Below are 19660 nucleotides of genomic sequence, written 5' to 3' on the forward strand. Positions count from 1 at the left end.
CTCAAATAAACTTCGAGTAATTTCTACCATTCAATCAATGATAATATATCGATCAATCAATCAGTAAAAATCCACACAAGTTGTTCTTCTATTCTCTTAATGATCTTCTCGATGATTCGTCATCATCAAGCTAGGTCGGCTATGTTACTCTAATCTAAATTAAAGTCAACAGGCAATTTCGATATTTTTAAAACTTATCAACCAACCCAAGAATCTAACAAATTTAGTCAAACCTTTGTTTATCAACAAGTTTTTATCTGCTTCACCGCCGATGAGTGGGCATTCTACAGCATTTCAGAATGGATGCAACCCTGTTTTTTATTATTTTCTTTTGCATGTTTCTTTTTTCTACAAAACTGATGTTTTCGGCGTTTTTATCATCTATTTATGTATAAAAAGCAGGCTCATGGCCTGCTTTTTATTATTTTTATTTGGATTTAGTCAATGAAAGTCACTCGTGCAATGGCTTTTTTACCCGATTGAATGATTAAAGTGACATTCTCTTTTACAGAGTAGCTCATATCAACCACATTCCAATCGACTTTAACGGCACCACGGCCAACTGCATCTTTCGCAGCCGCAGCATTCGGGTTTAAGCCAGCCACACGAAGAATAGTTGCAATGAACAATTCACCGCCAAACTCAGCACGGGAAATGGTCACTTCAGGTGTATCTTCTGGCACTTCGCCATCTGTGACACGGTTGCCTGCACTCTTGTGTGCATTTTCTGCCGCCTCCTCATCATGGAAACGCTCCACCAGCTCAAGTGCCAAAATACGCTTAATCTCCTGTGGATTGCGCCCTGCCGCCATTTCATCGAGCAGGCCTTGAATTTCGTCCAGCGACTTAAAGCTGAGTAAGTCAAAGTAACGTTCAATCAGGCTATCTGGCATTGACAGGATTTTTTGGTACATCGCGCCTGGGGTATCAAACACACCAATATAGTTGCCTAAAGACTTAGACATTTTATTGACACCATCCAAACCTTCAAGAATCGGTACGGTAATGCACACCTGTGATTCCTGACCGTAGCGGCCCTGTAAAGTACGTCCCATCAGCAGGTTAAAAGTCTGGTCTGTACCACCCAGCTCTACATCCGCCTCAAGCGCAATCGAATCATAGCCCTGAACCAATGGGTAGAGAAACTCATGGATCGCAATCGGTTGGTGGTTGCTATAGCGCTTGGTAAAGTCATCACGCTCCATCATACGTGAAACAGTTTGCTGGCTTGCCAATTGAATCAGGTCCGCAGCTGATTTCTGGTTGAACCATTCTGAGTTAAAGACAACCTTGGTTTTATTAGGATCAAGAATTTTAAATACCTGTTCCTGATAGGTTTTGGCATTGGCTTCAACCTGTTCACGCGATAACGGCGGGCGCGTTGCACTCTTACCTGTTGGGTCGCCGATCATTGCGGTGTAGTCACCAATCAGGAAATAAACCTCATGTCCCAGATCCTGGAACGTTTTGAGTTTATTAATCAGGACCGTATGTCCCAAATGTAGGTCAGGAGCCGTTGGGTCAAAACCTGCTTTCACACGGAGTGGACGATTCTCTTTCAGTTTTTTCAATAAATCTTCATCAGAGATAATCTCGTGCGTGCCTCGTTGAATGAGAGCAAGCTGTTCTTCGGCTGGCAAGAAATTTGACATCACAAAACCTAAACACATCAGTTATTCAATTTGTGCGATATACTAACATTTTTTCAGCGTGTTGCAGGGAGAAGTTGCGGTGAACGCAATCTATATTGGTGTAATGACAGGCACAAGCATGGATGGTGTGGATATTGTCGCAGCTTCATTTGGGCCGCTCACGTTACACGCCACGCTGACTGTGCCTTTTGAACCAGAGCTACGTGATGAGCTGATGGCACTGACCTTGCCTGATGACAATGAAATTGACCGCATGGGCAAGGCGGATGTGGCTCTGGCGCAAATGATTGGTCAGGGTATCAATGAACTGATTGAAAAGAATAATTTAGACCGCACTCAAATTAAGGCTATCGGTTCACATGGGCAAACCATTCGCCACCGCCCTGAACATGGCTTTACCCTGCAAATTGGCGATCCCAACATCATCACTGAGATCACGCAACTTCCTGTCGTTTCTGATTTCCGTCGTCGTGATATGGCGGCAGGTGGACAGGGTGCGCCTTTGGTTCCCGCATTTCATCAGGCACTGTTTCAGCATAACAGTATCCATCGGGTGATTTTGAATCTGGGTGGCATTGCCAATGTCAGTATGTTGCCTGCCAATAACCTAAACGGCGTCTATGGTTTTGATACAGGTCCAGCCAATATCCTGATGGATGCATGGTGTCATCGTCATACGGGGCATCCATACGATGAAAATGGTGACTGGGCGGCCTATGGCAATCCCATTCGTTCTTTATTGGATCGTTTACAGAATCATGAATTTTTTGCCAAAGAGCCACCGAAAAGCACAGGTCGTGAAGATTTTAACCTCGAATGGCTGGATGAGCAGCTCAGCGATTGGCGCAATGATCTGGAATATGACGAACTGGAAGATACACCTGAGAATGTGCAGGCCACACTGATGAAACTGACAACACGGGCCATTAAGAAAGCGATTTACCGCAGCAAGGAGCTGATGCCTACAGGTGAAATCTATGTCTGCGGTGGCGGAGCCTACAACTCTCATTTACTGGAACAGCTACGCTGGCGTTTACGCAAGCATAATTGGTCTGTACAAACCACTGATGCTTTAGGATTGGCACCAACCTGGGTGGAGGCAACCGCTTTTGCATGGTTGGCCATGCGCTTTGTTCAGCAGCTCAGTGGCAATTTACCCGCTGTTACAGGCGCGTCAGGTGATCGTATCCTGGGAACCATCACTGCTGTTTAAGGCTAAAGCAATAAAAAAGCTTCTCGAATTGAGAAGCTTTTTTATATTTATATTCTATTAAATCGAGAAAGATGAACCACAGCCACAGGTCGTGGTGGCATTCGGGTTTTGGACCACAAAACGAGAACCTTCCAATCCTTCAAGATAGTCAACCACTGAACCAACCAAGTATTGATAGCTCAGGGAATCAACCAACATTTTTACATCACCATTGCTGAATTCAGCATCATCTTCATTGACACTTTCAGCAAAATTAAAGCCATAGGAGAATCCAGAACACCCTCCACCTGTGACATAAACACGCAACATGAGATCGTTATTCCCCTCACTCTCGCGTAACTGGCGAACTTTTTTGGCAGCATTATCTGACAATTCAAGAGCTTGGGCGTTCATGACGATGTTCCTCAGACTTCAATATGTCTTTAAAAAAATAAAAGACCCGATATTTAGTATAGCATACTCAATATCGGGTCTGTATTTGAAGTTTAAAGTAAATCTATTCATTTAATGTATTGATTTATATTTATTTAAATTATTTTTAATATAAATATACCGTCAAATATACCGACATATAAAAAAAACCAAACGATCATTTTTTAATCACACGATAAATTGTCGCAATACCTACCCCGACAGCTTTGGCAATTTCGTCTTTCGTCATATCACCTTTACTCAATAATTGTTTGATACGCTCATGTTTTGCTGTATTCGCTTTCTTTCCAGTCGGTACATATCCAGAACGTGCCAAGCCTTGCTTGATTCGCTCCTTACGTTTGTCATTGTCCAGTTTTGCCATTGTTGCCAGTAGATCAATGAGCATGGCATTAATGACGTTTAGAATCTCTCCAGTCATTCCGCCATTTGTTGAATGCGTTGTTGGTAGATCAGCCACAACTAAACGTAAACCCTTAGCCTTAATTTGTTGTTTCAATACGTCAAAGTCATCTTGTGATAGTCGGCTCAATCTATCCACGCTCTCTACAAGCAAGATGTCATCCTTGTTGGCTTCATTGAGTAATCGGCTTAATTCTGGACGCTCTAACTTCGTACCTGAATAGTTTTCAATATAAGTACTATGTCGCTCTCCATAGCTCTGACTAAACTGGAGTAGATCAGCTAGTGCCCTTTCTGCATCTTGATCTTTGGTACTTGCTCTCACATAAATACGAATTGTCATATTATCAGTCCTTATCATATAGCTATCATTTAATAAGGCTTATGATAAATCTATCATTTAACTAAGTAAATAAGTTAAATGATAGAGTGAGAAATATAATTATCAATTTATCTTTTGGGTATAGTCTAATGATAGGGTTTCAATGAGTTGAACCGCCATCACTTGCCTATGCCCTAAACAATCATTGATCAAAGTTTTGCGCCGTTTGGGCTTTGGCAAAAGTAAGTTTTCTCTTTCGTTTTTTTGTACTCACCTGACCACCTGACCACCTGACCACCTGACCACCTGACCACCTGACCACCTGACCACCTGACCACCTGACCAAAAGGATAGGTGCGCCGTGCCACTGGTCAAGGGGATATGGGGTGTAAAGTCTGAACGCCCATACATGAAAGGACCGTCTCCCCATGAAATTTTTACGTGGTCATAAGTCCATATAGGGGTATACCCTTTTAATTCATATAGTTAAGTTAAACTTATGAGTTTTTAAAATCATTCATTTTTTAGGGGTTACGTGGTGTTACAGGGGTTACAGCTTTGTATTTAAAAGCTTTTTATAGTTTTATCTAAAATACACATAGGCTAAATAATAGTATTTAATATATTATATATTTATAAATTTTATTATATATCAATAAGTTATATTTATTCTATTCTTTATTACTACTCTATTTACTTACAGTATTCATTATATGTATTTTTTTAGGTGTTACAGGTGTTACAGGTGTTACAACATTGAATATAAATAAGTTTTAGCGTAACACTTTTAGATTTTTAGCGTGTTACAAGGGTTACTTATCAGGCTTTTGAATAGGAATAAATCGTTTTAGCCGATGCTGTAGCTAGGCTGGGGGGTGCAAAAATTATTCAGGATTGCCCTAAACGGACACCACCCACTACTCTCATTTATAAAAAAATTCCTGATTCTAGTAAAAGTAAATAAATAATGATCTGAATTTTAATAGTTTTTATCTTTTCAACCTATTTTAGAGTCTATATCTATGGATACAGTGCCAGTATGTGCAGATACGGCGGAAAAGATAACCCCTCCGCCTACGGCTTTAACACGGCGTTTTTATGGTTGTAGTTTGTCCAGATTGTAGTGGCTAAATGGCTGTATCGCTGAATGGTCATAGTTTGGAAATAGATAGAACTTGAAACGGCTATCATAATTAAACATACCTTGACCGATCATATTGTCTAAATAGCTTTGTGCCTGATATTGCTGAATACCAAGTTTGCCCATCAGGTCGCCCATGTAATCCTTTGGCGTAACTAAAGCATTTTGGATACTGCCATTAATCTTTCTTAAATTTTGCCGTTTGTGATCAAGGCGATCAAAGAACACTTGTACAAGTTGATGCTCAAAATCTCGAAATTGTGCTTGCCCTTGCTGGTCTTGTTCTGTGGACGGCGTTAAATATGCCAGTATCTGCGGTTTTAGCTGCTGTATCTGGGTAATCAATTGATCAGGAATATGGTAGGCATGGTCGAGTCTCAATTGCTGCCCATCAATCACCTCAATATTTGCTCCATATTGGTAAATGCTATCAATCAGGTCAGATATGGCACATTGCTGTAAATACTGGATGATTTCAGGTTTAAATTGGCGGATTTGTGTAATTAGGGCATCAGGGACATGATCAGCATGATTTAAGCGTAAACCTTGCCCCTCATTTAATTCAAATTTTGCCCCATATTGCTGTGCCGATTCATAAAGCTGCTGTGCAATGTTCATATTTAGGATAATCCATACAAAAACACGGCGGTTTTAGTCCCTGCCGTGTATTGGTTTTGATTAAATATCTACGGTTTTACCTGTGTTTGGTGGCTGTGCGTATGGGTTGGTAGCCTGTTCAATGTCATAGGTAAATACTGATTCATTAAAAACATACATCCTTACAGGCTTATTGGTCTCAATCCCTCGTACTGGTTTGGTACTTTTGCCCTTTTCATGGTCTAGCCACTTGTGTTTTACAAGGGTTTTAGCGACCTTTTTAGGGTCAAAATCACCACAAACAGACTCTTTAAACTGCTGGGAATGGACTAAGAACGCAACCAATTTACCTTGCTGGTTCAGTTGCCGATAACCGACACGGTACAAGGTTTTTGCTCGGATGGTTTGCTCGCTCTCAACACTTTCATTCATTTCAGAATATTCAGTCGGCGTGATTCGCCCTTGTCTCAAGGTATCAAAGCGTGCGTTGCCGTTTGCTTCAAAGAATGAGCGTACACGTTGCAATATTTGCCGATCTTCAAAGTCGCCGACCTGTTCAAAGTTGCTAATCCATAACTGGAATACAGCATAAGCTGCTTCAAACGCTCGCCCCTGTCGCCATCCTGTAATGCCTGCCTGTGTTGCTAATTCGCCTGCTACGGCGATAATGGCAAAGCTATTGGCTACACGCTGAATATGTCCCTCTGGGTAACTGCTACTTAGGTCATGCTGGTATTGCTTTAGCAGTTGTTTTGCCTGTTTGGTGACAGCATCTTTATGACTGGTTAAATATTCAAGCCATGCAATGCCAGCCACGCCATAATATTGATTTGCTCGTTCGGTAATCAATCGTGATTGCTTTGCTCCATCCTGTGCAAAGTCGATCTGATCAAATACACCGTATGGCGAATGATCTACATCAATATCCAGTAAACGGATTTCTTGCCCTAGCTTGGTTCGCTGCCCATGTTGTTCCATGATCTGCTTTAAGCTTTCCTCTCCAGTCGATAAAAACATGATCAGCCATTCATAGGTCGCTTTAGCGGTTAAGCTGCGACTCATTCGGGATTTGCCTACGCCGTTGGCTAATGAATAGGCAAGGTTGCCAAGTTCTTTCGGGTTGGAGATTTCGCCGATCTCATCCAGTCCTAAAAAGCCGTCATTGTGCATGTGTGCAGTATGATCTAGGGCGTTGCCTGTGGCTTTCCATGTCCGATAAAAACGGCGTGGTGAACCCCATACGCTATTGGCTACATACAAAGCGGTTGTTTTACCTTTAGATGAACCGCCTTTATAGTGAACCCCTGCCCCTTGTGTCTGCTCTAACAGGGTTAAAAGCTGCCCTGAAAATGCCGTACTAAGTGCAAAAACAAGCTTACTATGGCTCTGTGCCAGTTCAGATACTTCGGTTCTCCATTGCTCCAATGTGCCACTACACTGATAACGGCTGTCTATGCCACTCATGGACTGGTAAACAATCAATTCACCATCTTTGGGCTGTCCGATCACCTTGTTAGGCAATACAAACGCCTGCCCACTCCATCCCACACGATCAACACATAACGCCATTTTTTCGGCTGGGTAGCTCATCAGGTAGCATTGCAGTAAATCACGCCCACGTTTGTCAGGTACGATCTTCAAGCCATTGCTTGCCAATGTTTTACGCAATTCTGCCCCATCGGTTTGAAATAGTTCGGCTGGAACTGCCCATGTATGTAAATGGTTGGCATCATCTCGCCACTGGAGTAGGTTGCCCCATCCACCTGAATCTTTATCCCTTGTTTTGGCTAGGACTAAAATCGGGCTGGAAATGTATTTTTCGTGGTAATTGCCATTTTTATCCACGTCCACAAAAAACAAGCCTTTTTCAGTCACTTCAAAATGTCCGCGTTCCCACTCCATTGATTCAGCCAGTAAACCATTAGGCAAGGTTTTAGTTGGTTCAGGTGGCATGTAAGGGATGCGTTTAAGCTGCTGTAAATCGTCTAGGGTTGGATGCAATCCATTGGTTTGCTGGGCGTTGTGCCAGTCCACAATATCGCCTTTTTCGGGCAATTTAAGTGGGTCTAGGTCAACAAACTGCACCTTACAGCCAATTTGCTGCAATGCCTGTGCTAGTTCGTCACGGCATTTAAACCCAGCTTTGTCATTGTCCGCCCATATCACTACGGTTTTATCCGCTAATGGCTGTAGGTGGGTTGCTGCTACGTTGCCACTTCCGCCGCACGTGGATGCAATAACGCCTAATTGCTGGGCTAAATCTGCCTTTTGCTCGCCCTCAAATAACCATATTTCCGCATCTTTTGGGGCTTGGTCAATCTGTGCCAGTGCATACAACGGCTTTTTACCGTTGGCCACTGGATACAGGGCGTTAAAATCAGGCTCTTTGGTGATAAAACCACGTTGACCTTGTGAAAATATCCGTATCCATTTATCACCTGTATTGTGATTCTTGAGGCGTATTTTCCAGTAAATCGGCGTGTTTTGTTCATCGGCATAGGTGAATAGGTATTCATACTCAAAACCGTTCTGTGCTTCACGCTGTGCCATTTTAAGGGCATGTTGTTCCGCCTTTACCTGAATAGTGCTATGGTCTGTCATGCGTTGTTCTCCCATGCGCCCAAGTCTTTACACGCTTCAATGAATGGCTTGCCTGTAAGCAATTGATGAAAGGCGATCAAGTCACCGCCTTTGGCTTCACAAGACATACATTTAAAGCATCCTTTACGGCTGTGGATGCGTAAACTTGGGGTGCTATCATCATGGAATGGGCATAACATGACACGCCATTCGCCACGCCCTTTAGGGGCATAGCCTCTAGCGGTGAGGTATTCGACCACATCGGGGAGTAAGGCACGGTTTAAGCCGAACTTAGCCCCATCTGTACAATTGTTTTTATATTTCCCTAGCGTAGGGTGCGCTTTCTTCATAGAGCTATACCTCTACCATAAATAGATCAGGGTATAACTGGGAAAGTACGTCCAGCTCTGCTTCTAGGTCACTAAAGAAATTGACGGCCAAGCGTTTAATCACACTGGTTAAGTGATTAAGTAGCTGAAAGTCATGGGATGGATTATGGCGTTTTAGTTCATCCACCTGGTCACATGCCATCACTGCGATATTTTTTAAATCATTGGCATGATCTTGGTAAAATCCATAATCATCATAGACACAGCAAGCCGTTGTTTCTGCGTACTGTGGTTCGGTTTTATCAATGGTGTCTTGCCACTGTTCAAGATCATCCAGCCAATGCTGTAAAGCGTGATGGTTTGTTGAACATAGGCTTGCAAGGTATTTAGGCTTACCAATTAACTCAATACCTGCCATATCCTCCGCCTGCATCTGTACAAGCTGATTCAGGCTTATGATTTCTTTTAAGCGTTGGATGTAGTCGGTATTGCTGTTATACATCTCTGCCAATGCTTTGCTTGCTTGGTTTTGGCTGCTTTGGGTCATCGTCATGTTATACGCCCTCACGCTGTGCCATCGCTACGGCTTTCTGAATATCCAGACATTCCAGTGCTTCTACTGCTCTAACCAAAATATCTTGTACAGCTTCAACCTGTTTACCTGCAAAGCCATCTAGGTCGTTGCGATCAATGCCTTGTAGAATGGCAAAAGCCTGCGCTACAAGCTGTATAGAGACTTCCTTACAATCTTGTGGTGTTGCATCATCTGGAGATACGAAAAAAGCTGCTGTGTTGTTGCTACGGTGAGTCGTCACAGTTGCATGAATTGAATGTGTAGTTTGATTAGGCATGATCAGTGCCTCCTATGGTTTTGAGATTTTGAGATTCACCAATAAAAATATTGGTGAGAGGATTCACTCTCGGTCCATAAGTACCGCCCCACATATTCACCATTGCTGACTTATTTTGTGGTGTCATCCCCTCATAGAGGGATTGCAGCCTTGTTTGCGTAGCTGTAACGCTTGCGCCCTGTAAATGCAAAGATTGAGAGCCTTTGCAGAATTTAGGCACAATAAAACCTGAATGACGTTCAGGGGTGACGCTTATGGATTTTGAGAGAGTTACAGCATATAAAGCTTTGGCTTGCTTTGCAAGGCTTGAATGCAATAATGCACCCAAACCATAGCCAGCTTTTAAGAGGTTCATACTGGTAAACCTCCTGTATTGGTATTAGCTTTTACTACATCTTTTAGGCGTTTAACGGCTCTCAAGTGAAAGGCAATACTGTCTTGCCCCTGAATACGGTGTTTTCTTGCATCTGCACGTAGCGTATAGGTAATTAGGTTAAAGAAATATCCATCTACACCAATACAAGGGCTGTCATAACGTGGGGTTTTATCCATCGTATATCCCAGATGGATATAATCGTTGTAGTCCTGTGCAAACTCTGCATAACTGGAAAGCGTTTCTATAACATCCAATGGCAAGATAATGGCATTTTCCCAGTTATAACGCCCCTGACTATTGCGCCAATCTATTAAAACCTCTGCATCATAAACAGGAATACAATCAATGACCTGAATGGCTATCCTTTTTCCAGACGTAAATATAAATCCATCTTGGATATAGTTTAAATTAGGGTTAAATAAGGCATATTCTTTGTGTGCAAAGGCTGAATGAGATTCATGGGGTAAATCCTTATACGTCACCAGTAAACAAAATGGCGATTTATTGCCTATGTTTAAGATAGCCGTAGCTAGATAGTAATAACCTTTTGCTTTGAATTTATCACCTGTATTTACTGCACTGTATTTAATGGGTTTTGGAGTCTCATTTTTCATCATTCAGCCCTCCAATCCCTGTGATTGCATCCAGTTATTAATATCAGATAAACGCCAAACGGTAATATTTCCGCCTATGCGTATAGGTTGGGGAAAAGCCCCAGTTTTTACCCATTCCCATATTGTTTTCTCAGATACGCCAATCATGCCCTTGCTTGCTGGGCGTGCGCCAATCACTCGCACCTTGCCCTTGTTTGCACCTGTTTTATAGGTGTGTGTCTTTGGTTGGCGTTCGGGAATATTGGCAAGGTCTTTGATGCGTAAATAAGCATCTACGCCACTTGGGTTATATAAATTTGAGGTTGTCATATTTGCACCGTTTCACATTGGGATAAGGTGCATTATTTATTGATTTATAATTATTTTTATAATTTTACTGGTAAATAAATATTTATACTGTAGGTTCATCTTTCTACTAGTAAAAATTAAAGACTACTAGTAGGTTTCATTTCTAAAGATTCTTTTATCCATGCTCTGACTCTATTTAAAGTTAGTAAATTTTTTAAATCACTATTTTTTGAAAAGTATTCTCCGCCATAGTTTGTTAAAAAATGTAATGCAAAACCATCTCTAGATTTTCCTAAGTTGTGTTTTTTTCTATATTCGAGATCATGATATAAATTCAATGCTTTAAATTTTATAGGCTCTAATAAATCATTATCATTTTTGTGACGTATACTCACAATCCTTGATTTTTCATCCGAATGTATTAATTTATTTATCGTTTTACTTTCAATCCCTAATAAAGTTCCATAATTTCTATTAGCTTGACATAAATAATTTAGTCCAGTTTTCCAGTCACCACCATTTAAAGCATATTTTGAAAATGCCAAATTAGTTGCAATTTCAAAATATAAGCGTTCTATACTATTGTTTTTATTTGTGGAATTTTTCCTTAATAACTCTTTCATTAGTGGTTCACGATGTACTTTATCATTTTTAACTCTATTAAGAATCTTATGCACCCATTTAAACATAATCATTGAATCCTCAAAGGTGTAAAAATCCCTTTGATCAATATCTGCATAAAATGAGGCTAATCTTTTACCTAAACCAATCTTCATATTATCAAGGATTATTTTTAGGTTATCTATTGATAAATCTTCTGTGTTTTCCATTCCCAACCCAATCAAACATATAAAAATATCGTCAAGAATCTTTAGCTTACATCTAAGATACTTTTAACCAATAAAAACTGTCTTAAATCTGAGTTATTGGCTGTGAAAAATATCAACTTAATAACTTGGAATATCATTGACTGGTAAAATTAAAGTCAATGGGTAATCATTTGATGATTTAAAACCTAGTGACTTATAGAAATCTGCTGCCTTTTCATCTTTGGCATGAACCACAACAAAAGTAACGCCGATTAACTGGGATGTAATACTAATTTGTCTTAAAGCATGTGCTAACAACTTCTTACCTATGCCCTGCCCCTGTACATACTTACTTACAGCAAAACGTCCAATCACAATGCTTGGTATTGGGTAGCGTGGTAGTTTCTTTGTTAAATGGCTATCAACATATTCAAAGTCTATGGATTGACTGGATAAGCAATAAAAGCCAATTACAGCGTTTTCGCCATCCAGTGCTACATAGGTCTTACTTGTTCCAGTCTTATGATGCTGCAAAGCAAACTGTTTGATAAAACGATTTAAATCAGCCTGCCCACAGTCAAAAGTGGTCTTGTCATGGCTTTTCTGTAAAATCTCAATCTTCATCAAGCAAACTCATCAAGTCTTTCAAAGCTTGGTTCGCTGGGCGTGGATTTTCCAACATCTCTAGCAGCATGTCATGATCCGCACGGCTTAAACGCAAATTTTGATGATCCTGTATGAGTGCCTGTGCTTTTTCATAAGCGAACTGCACCATAAAGGCATTAACTGTTAAGCCAGTGATGCTTGCTGCCTGTTCAATGATGCTTTTCGCTTCGGGTGTGGTGCGTAAATTGATACGCTCGGATGCTGTGCTCATATTATTCACTTGTACACTATGATGATGTACAAAATTATAAGCAATTTTTAACTACAGTGCTATACATTGCAATAACTGATTACTTATTAGCTAAAAATGGAAAATAATAGCTACTTAATTTTTTTGTCATTTTGGTCAATTTAATATTTTAAAAGCCTAATAGGTAGCTTGTTTTAAGATTACGCTTAATTGGCTCGCCTATGCGTTTTTACCGTCTTTTTTATGATTAGGTGTTACGTTTGGCTCAAAAACACTTGTTTTTTATGTTGTTTTTGACCTATTAAATTATTAAAAATCAGCAATGTAACCCATGTAACACGTTAGATTTTCCAGCCAATTTGTTAAAATTCCTTATAATACAAGGCTGTAACCCCGTAACCCCTGTAACACTTAAAAAAAGGCTATATCTGAAAAATAATAAATTTAGTAATTTTAGGAAATAGGTGCAAAAATGGCTAATTGATTTTAATGTCATTTCAGCCAATTCATATAATCCAATTATGCCGATTCTCTGCGTGTAAATTGAATAATATTATCCATCTCATCATCTTGAGGTTTGAATCTGGATACATCCTGATCCAGTCTAAGCGCATCCAAGTAGTCCGCCCACACTTGCATCATCTTTTGGCGTTTCTTGAGAAATTTAGTGCGGTTATACGCCGTACCATTCGGGTCTTTAACCTTGTGAGCTAATTGATGCTCAATAATATCGCTTCGGGTGTCCAGTTCCTCATCAAGTAACGTTCTCGCCGTTGCCCTAAAACCGTGTGCCGTTTGCTTACCTCCAAAACCCATACGCTTTAGCGCCCCTCCCATTGTGCTAGGGGAAAGGCAATAAGCATTGTTTTTAGGACTAGGAAAAACATAAATTGAATTGGTGTTCATTTCCTGAATCTGTTTGAGGATTTCATAAGCCTGACTAGATAAAGGGACTATGTGCGGTTGCTTGGTCTTACTTGCTGTAAATGTCAAATAGCCCTTATCAAAGTCCACATGCTCCCATAACAATCCCCTAACCTCATTAGGGCGCTGAAAAATATAGATTGCAAACTTAATGGCTAGCTCAGTAATTTTATAGTTTCTGTGGTTGTCCTCTGTGTATGACCATATTTTTTTAAGTAGGAATGTTAGCTCTAGCTCGCCTGTTATGGCTGGATTATTGCCTTTCTGTGGTCTCGGTAATGATATGTTTTCTGCTGGGTTATATTGAATGAGCCGTTTTTTTAAAGGAATATTTAAAACCATCTTCATGACTTTCTTCGCCTGTATAGCAACAATAATTGCGCCCCTAGCTACAATTCTATCGGTTACATCTTTTTCTAGTTGCTCTGGAGTCATTAATGTTATTGGCATATCACCAATATAGGGCAATATATCAATATTCAACATTCTAATGTTTTCAGCATCCTTTCGCCCCTCTATTGCTCGCTTATCCAGCCAATCTTGGACATATCGGCTAAATACATTTTCTGCCTGTGCTTTTTTCTTCTCTTTATTGGCATTACGATCTTCGGCTGGATCAATTCCATTCATCAGCATCTTTTTAGCGTCATCACGTTTTATTCGTGCCTCTTCCAAACTAATGACGGGATATGTACCTAATGCAAGCGTATTTCTTTTTTGGGTGACTGGACGGCGGTAATCCATCCGCCAATGCTTTGAGCCATTCGCCGTAATCAATAAATATAAGCCACTACCATCAGCATATTTGTTACTGCCCTCAGTGTCATAGCTCAGATTTTTGACCGCTTTGGCAGTCAGTTTATTTGATAATCTTGTCATGTTGTGTTTGACGGTATATGAATTGATACCGTCAAATATACCGTCAAAAGTTAAGTGATAGCAATGCACTTGCATACAGGCAACCACATTGCAACCACAAAAAATATTTTTATCAATCAACAACTTAGTAACTGCATCACATGATATTACACTGCAAAGCTGCTAAGAAGTTTAAAGTGCGTTTAAAGACTTTTTACAAGATTATTTATAGTTTTCATCTTGTAGCGCACACTCAAAGTTCTTGGCATCCTCACGACAGCGGAATTGCCATAACAATTTCATCATACGCTTGTCATAAATACCTTTTGCAGTCAGGTTGATACGCGCTTCACGCATCAGCTTTTGGTAGCCAGGCTTGTCAGCCGCAGGAACTTCCATCCAGTATTTTTGTGGAATATCCGCTTTCATCTTGCCAAGTATGCCAAAAGCACGTGGTAACTGTCCCTTGACCCATTCTCTTGATTTTTGACCAAAACCAGCAGGGAATTTCTCAGGATGAATAATCAGGTTACCCGTCACCTGCAAGATTGGGTAATTGACAATTGCACCCTTAGTACCCAGACCTTTGTGAAGTTCTAAAGGCTTAAATGCTGCTGCTGGCGCACCAATGATATCAACCTGACCATTGTTGAATTTCGCACCAAAGTTGGTGATGTCAGAACTAACCGCCTGAGCACCCACCTGAGAAGCCATAATTTTTTGTGCTTCATCATAGTCCAGAACAGCGATTTTCTTACCTGCCGCTTTGGCGACAGTATTGATATTACGGTCATTAACCAGCAGATAAGCATCCCCAATCGGAATCACGCCCACAACCTCATATTTGCCATTCACCATGGCCTTGGCAAATGCTGGGCTTGCCAATCCCTGCATCACTTTTACCGCAAGTTTCAGGTCTGTGATCGCACCAATCGCGTCCAATGAGCCTGTAAACTGGTTAAACTGGCGACCACGCATGCCTGTGATACTAACCCCATCACATTTACCTGCCTTGAAATCTTCCGCTATCACCGCTTCATTGGTGCCTACTTTCAACTCAATGTCCGCACCCCAGGTTTTTGCGGCAAGCTGATAGTCTTTCATCAGTGCATAGACATCGCCACTTTTACCGACAATGTCAAATACACAAATGGTCTGTTTTGCCTGAGCGCCCGCAGATACCGCAGCAATACCTGTCGCCAGTAGGAGTGTTTTAAACCATTGCATCTTATTTTTTCCTTTGCATCCATGGTGATTGTTGTTACATAACGTTCAACACTAAAAAGTGCGTTATATCTTTCCAATATCTTCAAATGAACAATAGATTTGAAAATAGCCATCATTGCTTTTGATGGCTTTAATATATTCTTAAATCTTCTCTATTCCATTTGATTTCTTATGTCTCTGTATAATCATAATCTTAGCAGCTAAAGACAATGACTTAAATGACAATGCTTAAAAAAACAAAAAGCCTAGATAAATCTAGGCTTTAAGTGTTTACTTTAGCAATTACTGATTATTCACCAGGTAAAGCACATTCAAAGTTCGCCTTGTCTACTGAACAACGAGCTTTCTTCAATACAGACATCATGCCTGCATCGTAAATACCACGTTTAGTTAAGTCCATACGACCATCACGCAACAATTTTTGATATTTTAATTTGTCTTCAGCACTTAGGTTCATTTTGTATTTTGCTGGAATCTCAGCTTCGTAACGTTTGATCATTGCGAAAGATTTTGGAAGTTGCTTCACAAAATAATCACGAGATTTTTGACCAAAACCAGCTGGGAATTTTTCTGGGCGTAACACAAGATCCGCAGTTACTTGTAATACTGGGAAGTTGAACATCGCACCGTTAGCACCTAAACCTTTGCTCAACTCTAATGGCTTATATGCATAAGCAGGAGCGCCTACCATGTCTACCTGACCATTGTTGAATTTCGCAGCAAAGTTAGAAATATCAGAAAGTACAGCTTGTGCACCTACGCGTTGTACCATAATTTTTTGCGCGTCGTCATGACCCAATACCGCGAATTTTTTACCCGCTGCTTTTTCGATTGAGCTAATGCTCTTATCACGCACGAAAATATAAGCCGCACCTAATGGAGCAATACCACCAATTTCGTATTTATTACCACCAAGATTGGTGGTCATTTTTGCTGCATTACGTGCATCCAGTACATAGGTAATCGCACGTTGAGCCGTTTCATTACTTGGCGCACCGCCTAAAGAGTCAATAGAACCCGCAAACTTGTTGTACGGACGTGCACGCATTGCTGTCATTGCCACAGCATCACATTTACCCGCCTTAAAGTTGTTGTCCGCCACCTGCTCATCAGTAATTGCCTGAAGGTTAACGTCAGCACCCCAGCTTTTTGCAGCCAGTGCCCAGTCCTGCATCATTTTGTATGATTCACCTGACTTTCCTAATAAGTCGAATACACACACATTAACTGCCGCCTGAGTAGAGGCAGATACACCTAAGATTGAAGTTGCTGCAATAGCTAACGCAATTTTTTTCATATTTTCCATCCTTTCACAAACTTTATGTTTGTCTCCTTGTTCGAAGCAAATATTAATCATGTTTCTTGAAAAAAAATAGAGCTAGTACTCTATTTTTATGTCAATATTGTTTATTTTTTGATCTACCTTATCTTATTCACTCATTTTCATGGGTAAATTTGTTATAAGCCGCACAATTTTTTTGTAAATTGATAATTTTTACAGGTCTTATTCACCACTGAGTGAACACTCAAAATTGGTCCTCTCCACCGTACAGCGTGCACGCTTCAGCACGCTCATCATGCTGGCATCGTACACTCCCTGTCTGGTCAAATTCATGCGTCCATCACGCAGTAGTTTCTGATAGCGGATCTTGTCTTCATTGGACAGGGTGATTCTTCTGGCATCCATGCCAGCCTCTAGACGATGTACTGTTGCGAAGTTGCCTGGTAATTTGTTGATGAACCACTGACGTGACTGTGTACCAAAATTTGCAGGGAATTTTCCAGGCTTGATAATTAAGTCGCCCGTAATGTTAACCGCTGGAAAATTGAATAATGCCCCATTTGCCATACCCTTGCTAATTTCCAGAGGTTTATATGCATAGGCAGGTGCGGCAATCACATCGACCTGACCACTGTTAAACTTCTTCACAAAGTCTGAAATGTCGGATGGCACGGCAATCAGATCAATGCTTTCAACAATCGTCTTTTGTGCCTGGTCATAGTGGAGGTAGGCGAATTTTTTGCCTTTGGCCTTTTCAATGGTGTCAATATTTTTGTCCCGAACAAAAATATAGGCCAGTCCGACTTGAATAATCCCTGCAACCTCATGTTTCTCACCCCCAACTGACGCGGTAAGACGATGCTTGTTGCGATTATCCAACACAAAGCTAATGGCTTTTTGGGCAATGGCATTACTGGTAACCGCGCCCACAGCATCAATTGAACCCGCAAACTTGTTGTATTTACGGGCACGCATGGAGGTCATATAGACACCGTCACACTTCCCTGCATCGAAATCCTGTTCTGCTTTTTTCTCATCCTGATAAGGAATCAGCTCTATATCACCCTGCCAGTTTTTGGCGGCCAGCTTCCATTCCTCGATCAGTTTGTAAGACTCTCCAGCCCTACCCAACAAATCGAATACGCAAATTTCTTGTTTTGCCTGTACAGGAGTAGTCATGACAAATAGAGTCGCAGCACTCAATGCCAAAAGTCCTTTTTTCATTTTGTTTTCCCTTATTTGCTGTTTTTGCATATTTTTCCACTAGCGAAAGACGAATATAGTCAGATCTTGACTAAAAGCCTAGTCCTTTTATTTACATACATCGGGTTTTACTGATTTTTAATAGCACTCATCATATTTTACTCATTGATAAAATATCTATTTTCCCTATCAAATGATTTGTTCAAATCACCACACAATTCAATCTGGATTCAGATTTTTATTCACCTCCCAATGAACATTCAAAACGGGTTCTTTCCACTGAACAACGTGCCCGTTTCAAAACGCCCATCATCACTGGGTCATAAATACCATCTTTGGTAAAACGGATTCGTTGCTCCCTGAAAAGTTTTTCATAATTCTCAACCTCTTCCTTAGAAATCGAATATTTATATTTTGTTGGAATGGCATCCTCAAGCCGTTTAATAATGGCAAAACTTGTTGGAATTTGTTGTATAAACCATTCCCGTGAATTCAGAGAGAAACCTGCGGGAAAAGAATTTGGGCGAATAATCAACTCAATCGTAATATTCACAACAGGAACGTTGTCAAACATTGCCCCTGTTGTTCCCAATCCTTTCTCAATTTCCAGAGCTTTATAGGCATAGGCAGGCGATGCAATCACATCGGCCTGATTGGTATTAAATTTTTTAGCAAAATCAGAAACGTCTGATGGCAATCCAACCATTCCGATTGCTTTAAGAATTTTCCTTTGTGCATCATCATGTTTCAGATAAGCAAATTTCTTGCCTTTGGCTTTAGCAAGCGAGTTGATACTTTTATCATGTACAAAAATATAGGCCAGACCAAACTGGGAAATCCCTGCAACCTCAAAGGTATCTCCATCTATTGTTGTGATCAGACGGCGTTTATTACGCTTATCCAGCGCAAAATGGATCGCTTTTTTTGCCACCTGATTATTGATCACACCACCAATTGCATCTATTGAACCTGCAAACTTGTTGTATTTACGGGCGCGCATGGAGGTCATATATACTCCCTCACACTCACCAGCTTCAAAATCAATCTGTGCCGTGGCTTCATCTTTATAAGGCACCAATTGAATTTTGGCTTGCCAATTTTGTGCAGCCAGCGCCCATTCCTCCGCGACTTTATACACTTCTCCCGCTTTTCCCATCGGATCAAACACACAAATTTTTTGTTTGGCCTGAGTTTGACCCGCAACGCTGAACAATGTTGCGGCAGCTAAAGCGAATAATCCTTTATTCATTACATTCTCCCTATAGAATTATTTAATAATCAAATTTTTAAAATCTATTCACCACCCAGTGAACATTCAAAACTGGTCCGATCAACCGTATATGGTGGCGTCATAAATACCCTGTGAGGTCAAGCCAATACGTGCCTCACGCAAGATTTGCTGATTCTGGTAACTCAGCAAAGTGATGTCACTGCGCCATATTTTGGCAGCCAGAGCCCACTCCTCCATCGCCTTATAGGCCTCACCAGATTTTCCTAAAAAGTCAAAAACACAAATTATAGCGTCTGCGTTGGCCTGCATACTTGCCCCCAGCATCAGCATTGCCCCACGGCAAAAATCCCTTTCCTCATCCCTAATCCTGTCACTATACTTCTAATCTTGTTACTTACTTTTGCATTAAAACTCAATAATAATCTGATTTGCATCACAAAAATAGAGTAAAAACTCTATTTTTAATGATTGAA

22 protein-coding genes are annotated in these 19660 nt (G+C 40.7%); 1 reads left to right on the forward strand and 21 read right to left on the reverse strand.

Features of this window, described 5'->3' with window-relative positions:
• Positions 1-437: 437 nt before the first annotated feature.
• A complete protein-coding gene (gene tyrS / locus F973_RS04135; protein WP_155756454.1) occupies positions 438-1670 on the reverse strand; it encodes a tyrosine--tRNA ligase in 1233 nt (410 codons plus the stop codon).
• Positions 1671-1731: 61 nt separating this feature from the next.
• On the opposite strand from tyrS, the gene F973_RS04140 reads away from it, so the two are divergent.
• Positions 1732-2865 carry an anhydro-N-acetylmuramic acid kinase gene (locus F973_RS04140; protein WP_004760232.1) on the forward strand — a complete coding sequence of 378 codons (1134 nt, stop codon included), beginning with the start codon at positions 1732-1734 and terminating at the stop codon, positions 2863-2865.
• Between the two features lie 57 nt (positions 2866-2922).
• On the opposite strand, the gene erpA is transcribed toward F973_RS04140, so the two are convergent.
• From erpA to F973_RS04240, 20 genes are all read right to left on the reverse strand, one after another.
• Positions 2923-3258: an iron-sulfur cluster insertion protein ErpA gene (gene erpA / locus F973_RS04145; protein ID WP_004675453.1), complete on the reverse strand. Its 336-nt coding sequence runs from the start codon at positions 3256-3258 to the stop codon at positions 2923-2925.
• 196 nt (positions 3259-3454) lie between these two features.
• A complete protein-coding gene (locus F973_RS04150; RefSeq protein ID WP_004760233.1) occupies positions 3455-4042 on the reverse strand; it encodes a recombinase family protein in 588 nt (195 codons plus the stop codon).
• Positions 4043-4291: 249 nt separating this feature from the next.
• Positions 4292-4432: a hypothetical protein gene (locus F973_RS15015; protein ID WP_155756455.1), complete on the reverse strand. Its 141-nt coding sequence runs from the start codon at positions 4430-4432 to the stop codon at positions 4292-4294.
• 685 nt (positions 4433-5117) lie between these two features.
• Complete coding sequence (locus F973_RS04160) at positions 5118-5780, reverse strand: hypothetical protein (protein ID WP_004760234.1); 663 nt, start codon at positions 5778-5780, stop codon at positions 5118-5120.
• Between the two features lie 60 nt (positions 5781-5840).
• Entirely contained in the window at positions 5841-8360 is a 2520-nt protein-coding gene (locus F973_RS04165) for a DUF927 domain-containing protein (RefSeq protein ID WP_004760236.1), read from the reverse strand.
• Positions 8357-8689 (reverse strand): CHC2 zinc finger domain-containing protein, encoded by a 333-nt coding sequence (locus F973_RS04170; protein WP_004760238.1) that lies wholly within the window; start codon positions 8687-8689, stop codon positions 8357-8359. The genes F973_RS04165 and F973_RS04170 overlap by 4 nt, the downstream gene beginning before the upstream one ends.
• A gap of 4 nt (positions 8690-8693) precedes the next feature.
• A complete protein-coding gene (locus F973_RS04175; protein ID WP_004760240.1) occupies positions 8694-9221 on the reverse strand; it encodes a hypothetical protein in 528 nt (175 codons plus the stop codon).
• 1 nt (position 9222) lies between these two features.
• Positions 9223-9519 (reverse strand): hypothetical protein, encoded by a 297-nt coding sequence (locus F973_RS04180; RefSeq protein ID WP_004760242.1) that lies wholly within the window; start codon positions 9517-9519, stop codon positions 9223-9225.
• A complete protein-coding gene (locus F973_RS04185) occupies positions 9512-9874 on the reverse strand; it encodes a hypothetical protein (RefSeq protein ID WP_004760243.1) in 363 nt (120 codons plus the stop codon). The genes F973_RS04180 and F973_RS04185 overlap by 8 nt, the downstream gene beginning before the upstream one ends.
• Entirely contained in the window at positions 9871-10512 is a 642-nt protein-coding gene (locus tag F973_RS04190) for a hypothetical protein (protein WP_004760245.1), read from the reverse strand. The genes F973_RS04185 and F973_RS04190 overlap by 4 nt, the downstream gene beginning before the upstream one ends.
• Positions 10513-10818, reverse strand: coding sequence for a helix-turn-helix transcriptional regulator (locus F973_RS04195; RefSeq protein WP_004760246.1), 306 nt, complete (start codon positions 10816-10818; stop codon positions 10513-10515).
• Between the two features lie 116 nt (positions 10819-10934).
• The gene (locus F973_RS04200) at positions 10935-11627 is read right to left on the reverse strand and encodes a hypothetical protein (protein ID WP_004760247.1); all 693 of its coding nucleotides are present in this window, start codon (positions 11625-11627) and stop codon (positions 10935-10937) included.
• A gap of 117 nt (positions 11628-11744) precedes the next feature.
• Positions 11745-12230, reverse strand: coding sequence for a GNAT family N-acetyltransferase (locus F973_RS04205; protein WP_004760248.1), 486 nt, complete (start codon positions 12228-12230; stop codon positions 11745-11747).
• A complete protein-coding gene (locus F973_RS04210; protein ID WP_004760249.1) occupies positions 12220-12483 on the reverse strand; it encodes a type II toxin-antitoxin system TacA family antitoxin in 264 nt (87 codons plus the stop codon). Before F973_RS04210 ends, F973_RS04205 begins: the two co-directional genes overlap by 11 nt.
• Before the next feature lie 498 nt (positions 12484-12981).
• Entirely contained in the window at positions 12982-14265 is a 1284-nt protein-coding gene (locus tag F973_RS04215) for a tyrosine-type recombinase/integrase (RefSeq protein ID WP_034432425.1), read from the reverse strand.
• 201 nt (positions 14266-14466) lie between these two features.
• Positions 14467-15471 (reverse strand): putative solute-binding protein, encoded by a 1005-nt coding sequence (locus F973_RS04220; protein ID WP_004675452.1) that lies wholly within the window; start codon positions 15469-15471, stop codon positions 14467-14469.
• Between the two features lie 289 nt (positions 15472-15760).
• Positions 15761-16768: a putative solute-binding protein gene (locus F973_RS04225; RefSeq protein WP_004760252.1), complete on the reverse strand. Its 1008-nt coding sequence runs from the start codon at positions 16766-16768 to the stop codon at positions 15761-15763.
• A 207-nt stretch (positions 16769-16975) separates the two neighbouring features.
• Positions 16976-17977, reverse strand: a complete 1002-nt coding sequence (locus tag F973_RS04230) for a putative solute-binding protein (protein ID WP_010589445.1) — start codon at positions 17975-17977, stop codon at positions 16976-16978.
• 217 nt (positions 17978-18194) lie between these two features.
• Positions 18195-19205 carry a putative solute-binding protein gene (locus tag F973_RS04235; RefSeq protein ID WP_004760254.1) on the reverse strand — a complete coding sequence of 337 codons (1011 nt, stop codon included), beginning with the start codon at positions 19203-19205 and terminating at the stop codon, positions 18195-18197.
• An 81-nt stretch (positions 19206-19286) separates the two neighbouring features.
• Positions 19287-19511 (reverse strand): hypothetical protein, encoded by a 225-nt coding sequence (locus F973_RS04240; RefSeq protein WP_004760255.1) that lies wholly within the window; start codon positions 19509-19511, stop codon positions 19287-19289.
• Positions 19512-19660 lie beyond the last annotated feature (149 nt).

The sequence above is a fragment of the Acinetobacter sp. CIP 102129 genome (assembly GCF_000368305.1).
Classification (GTDB): domain Bacteria; phylum Pseudomonadota; class Gammaproteobacteria; order Pseudomonadales; family Moraxellaceae; genus Acinetobacter; species Acinetobacter parvus.

Excerpts from the sequence above, each read along its gene's own strand:
- tyrS (WP_155756454.1), bottom strand. The coding sequence starts at position 1,670 with ATGTGTTTAGGTTTTGTGATGTCAAATTTCTTGCCAGCCGAAGAACAG.
- erpA (WP_004675453.1), bottom strand. The coding sequence starts at position 3,258 with ATGAACGCCCAAGCTCTTGAATTGTCAGATAATGCTGCCAAAAAAGTT.
- F973_RS04150 (WP_004760233.1), bottom strand. The coding sequence starts at position 4,042 with ATGACAATTCGTATTTATGTGAGAGCAAGTACCAAAGATCAAGATGCA.
- F973_RS15015 (WP_155756455.1), bottom strand. The coding sequence starts at position 4,432 with ATGTATGGGCGTTCAGACTTTACACCCCATATCCCCTTGACCAGTGGC.
- F973_RS04160 (WP_004760234.1), bottom strand. The coding sequence starts at position 5,780 with ATGAACATTGCACAGCAGCTTTATGAATCGGCACAGCAATATGGGGCA.
- F973_RS04165 (WP_004760236.1), bottom strand. The coding sequence starts at position 8,360 with ATGACAGACCATAGCACTATTCAGGTAAAGGCGGAACAACATGCCCTT.
- F973_RS04170 (WP_004760238.1), bottom strand. The coding sequence starts at position 8,689 with ATGAAGAAAGCGCACCCTACGCTAGGGAAATATAAAAACAATTGTACA.
- F973_RS04175 (WP_004760240.1), bottom strand. The coding sequence starts at position 9,221 with ATGACGATGACCCAAAGCAGCCAAAACCAAGCAAGCAAAGCATTGGCA.
- F973_RS04180 (WP_004760242.1), bottom strand. The coding sequence starts at position 9,519 with ATGCCTAATCAAACTACACATTCAATTCATGCAACTGTGACGACTCAC.
- F973_RS04185 (WP_004760243.1), bottom strand. The coding sequence starts at position 9,874 with ATGAACCTCTTAAAAGCTGGCTATGGTTTGGGTGCATTATTGCATTCA.
- F973_RS04190 (WP_004760245.1), bottom strand. The coding sequence starts at position 10,512 with ATGATGAAAAATGAGACTCCAAAACCCATTAAATACAGTGCAGTAAAT.
- F973_RS04195 (WP_004760246.1), bottom strand. The coding sequence starts at position 10,818 with ATGACAACCTCAAATTTATATAACCCAAGTGGCGTAGATGCTTATTTA.
- F973_RS04200 (WP_004760247.1), bottom strand. The coding sequence starts at position 11,627 with ATGGAAAACACAGAAGATTTATCAATAGATAACCTAAAAATAATCCTT.
- F973_RS04205 (WP_004760248.1), bottom strand. The coding sequence starts at position 12,230 with ATGAAGATTGAGATTTTACAGAAAAGCCATGACAAGACCACTTTTGAC.
- F973_RS04210 (WP_004760249.1), bottom strand. The coding sequence starts at position 12,483 with ATGAGCACAGCATCCGAGCGTATCAATTTACGCACCACACCCGAAGCG.
- F973_RS04215 (WP_034432425.1), bottom strand. The coding sequence starts at position 14,265 with ATGACAAGATTATCAAATAAACTGACTGCCAAAGCGGTCAAAAATCTG.
- F973_RS04220 (WP_004675452.1), bottom strand. The coding sequence starts at position 15,471 with ATGCAATGGTTTAAAACACTCCTACTGGCGACAGGTATTGCTGCGGTA.
- F973_RS04225 (WP_004760252.1), bottom strand. The coding sequence starts at position 16,768 with ATGAAAAAAATTGCGTTAGCTATTGCAGCAACTTCAATCTTAGGTGTA.
- F973_RS04230 (WP_010589445.1), bottom strand. The coding sequence starts at position 17,977 with ATGAAAAAAGGACTTTTGGCATTGAGTGCTGCGACTCTATTTGTCATG.
- F973_RS04235 (WP_004760254.1), bottom strand. The coding sequence starts at position 19,205 with ATGAATAAAGGATTATTCGCTTTAGCTGCCGCAACATTGTTCAGCGTT.
- F973_RS04240 (WP_004760255.1), bottom strand. The coding sequence starts at position 19,511 with ATGCTGGGGGCAAGTATGCAGGCCAACGCAGACGCTATAATTTGTGTT.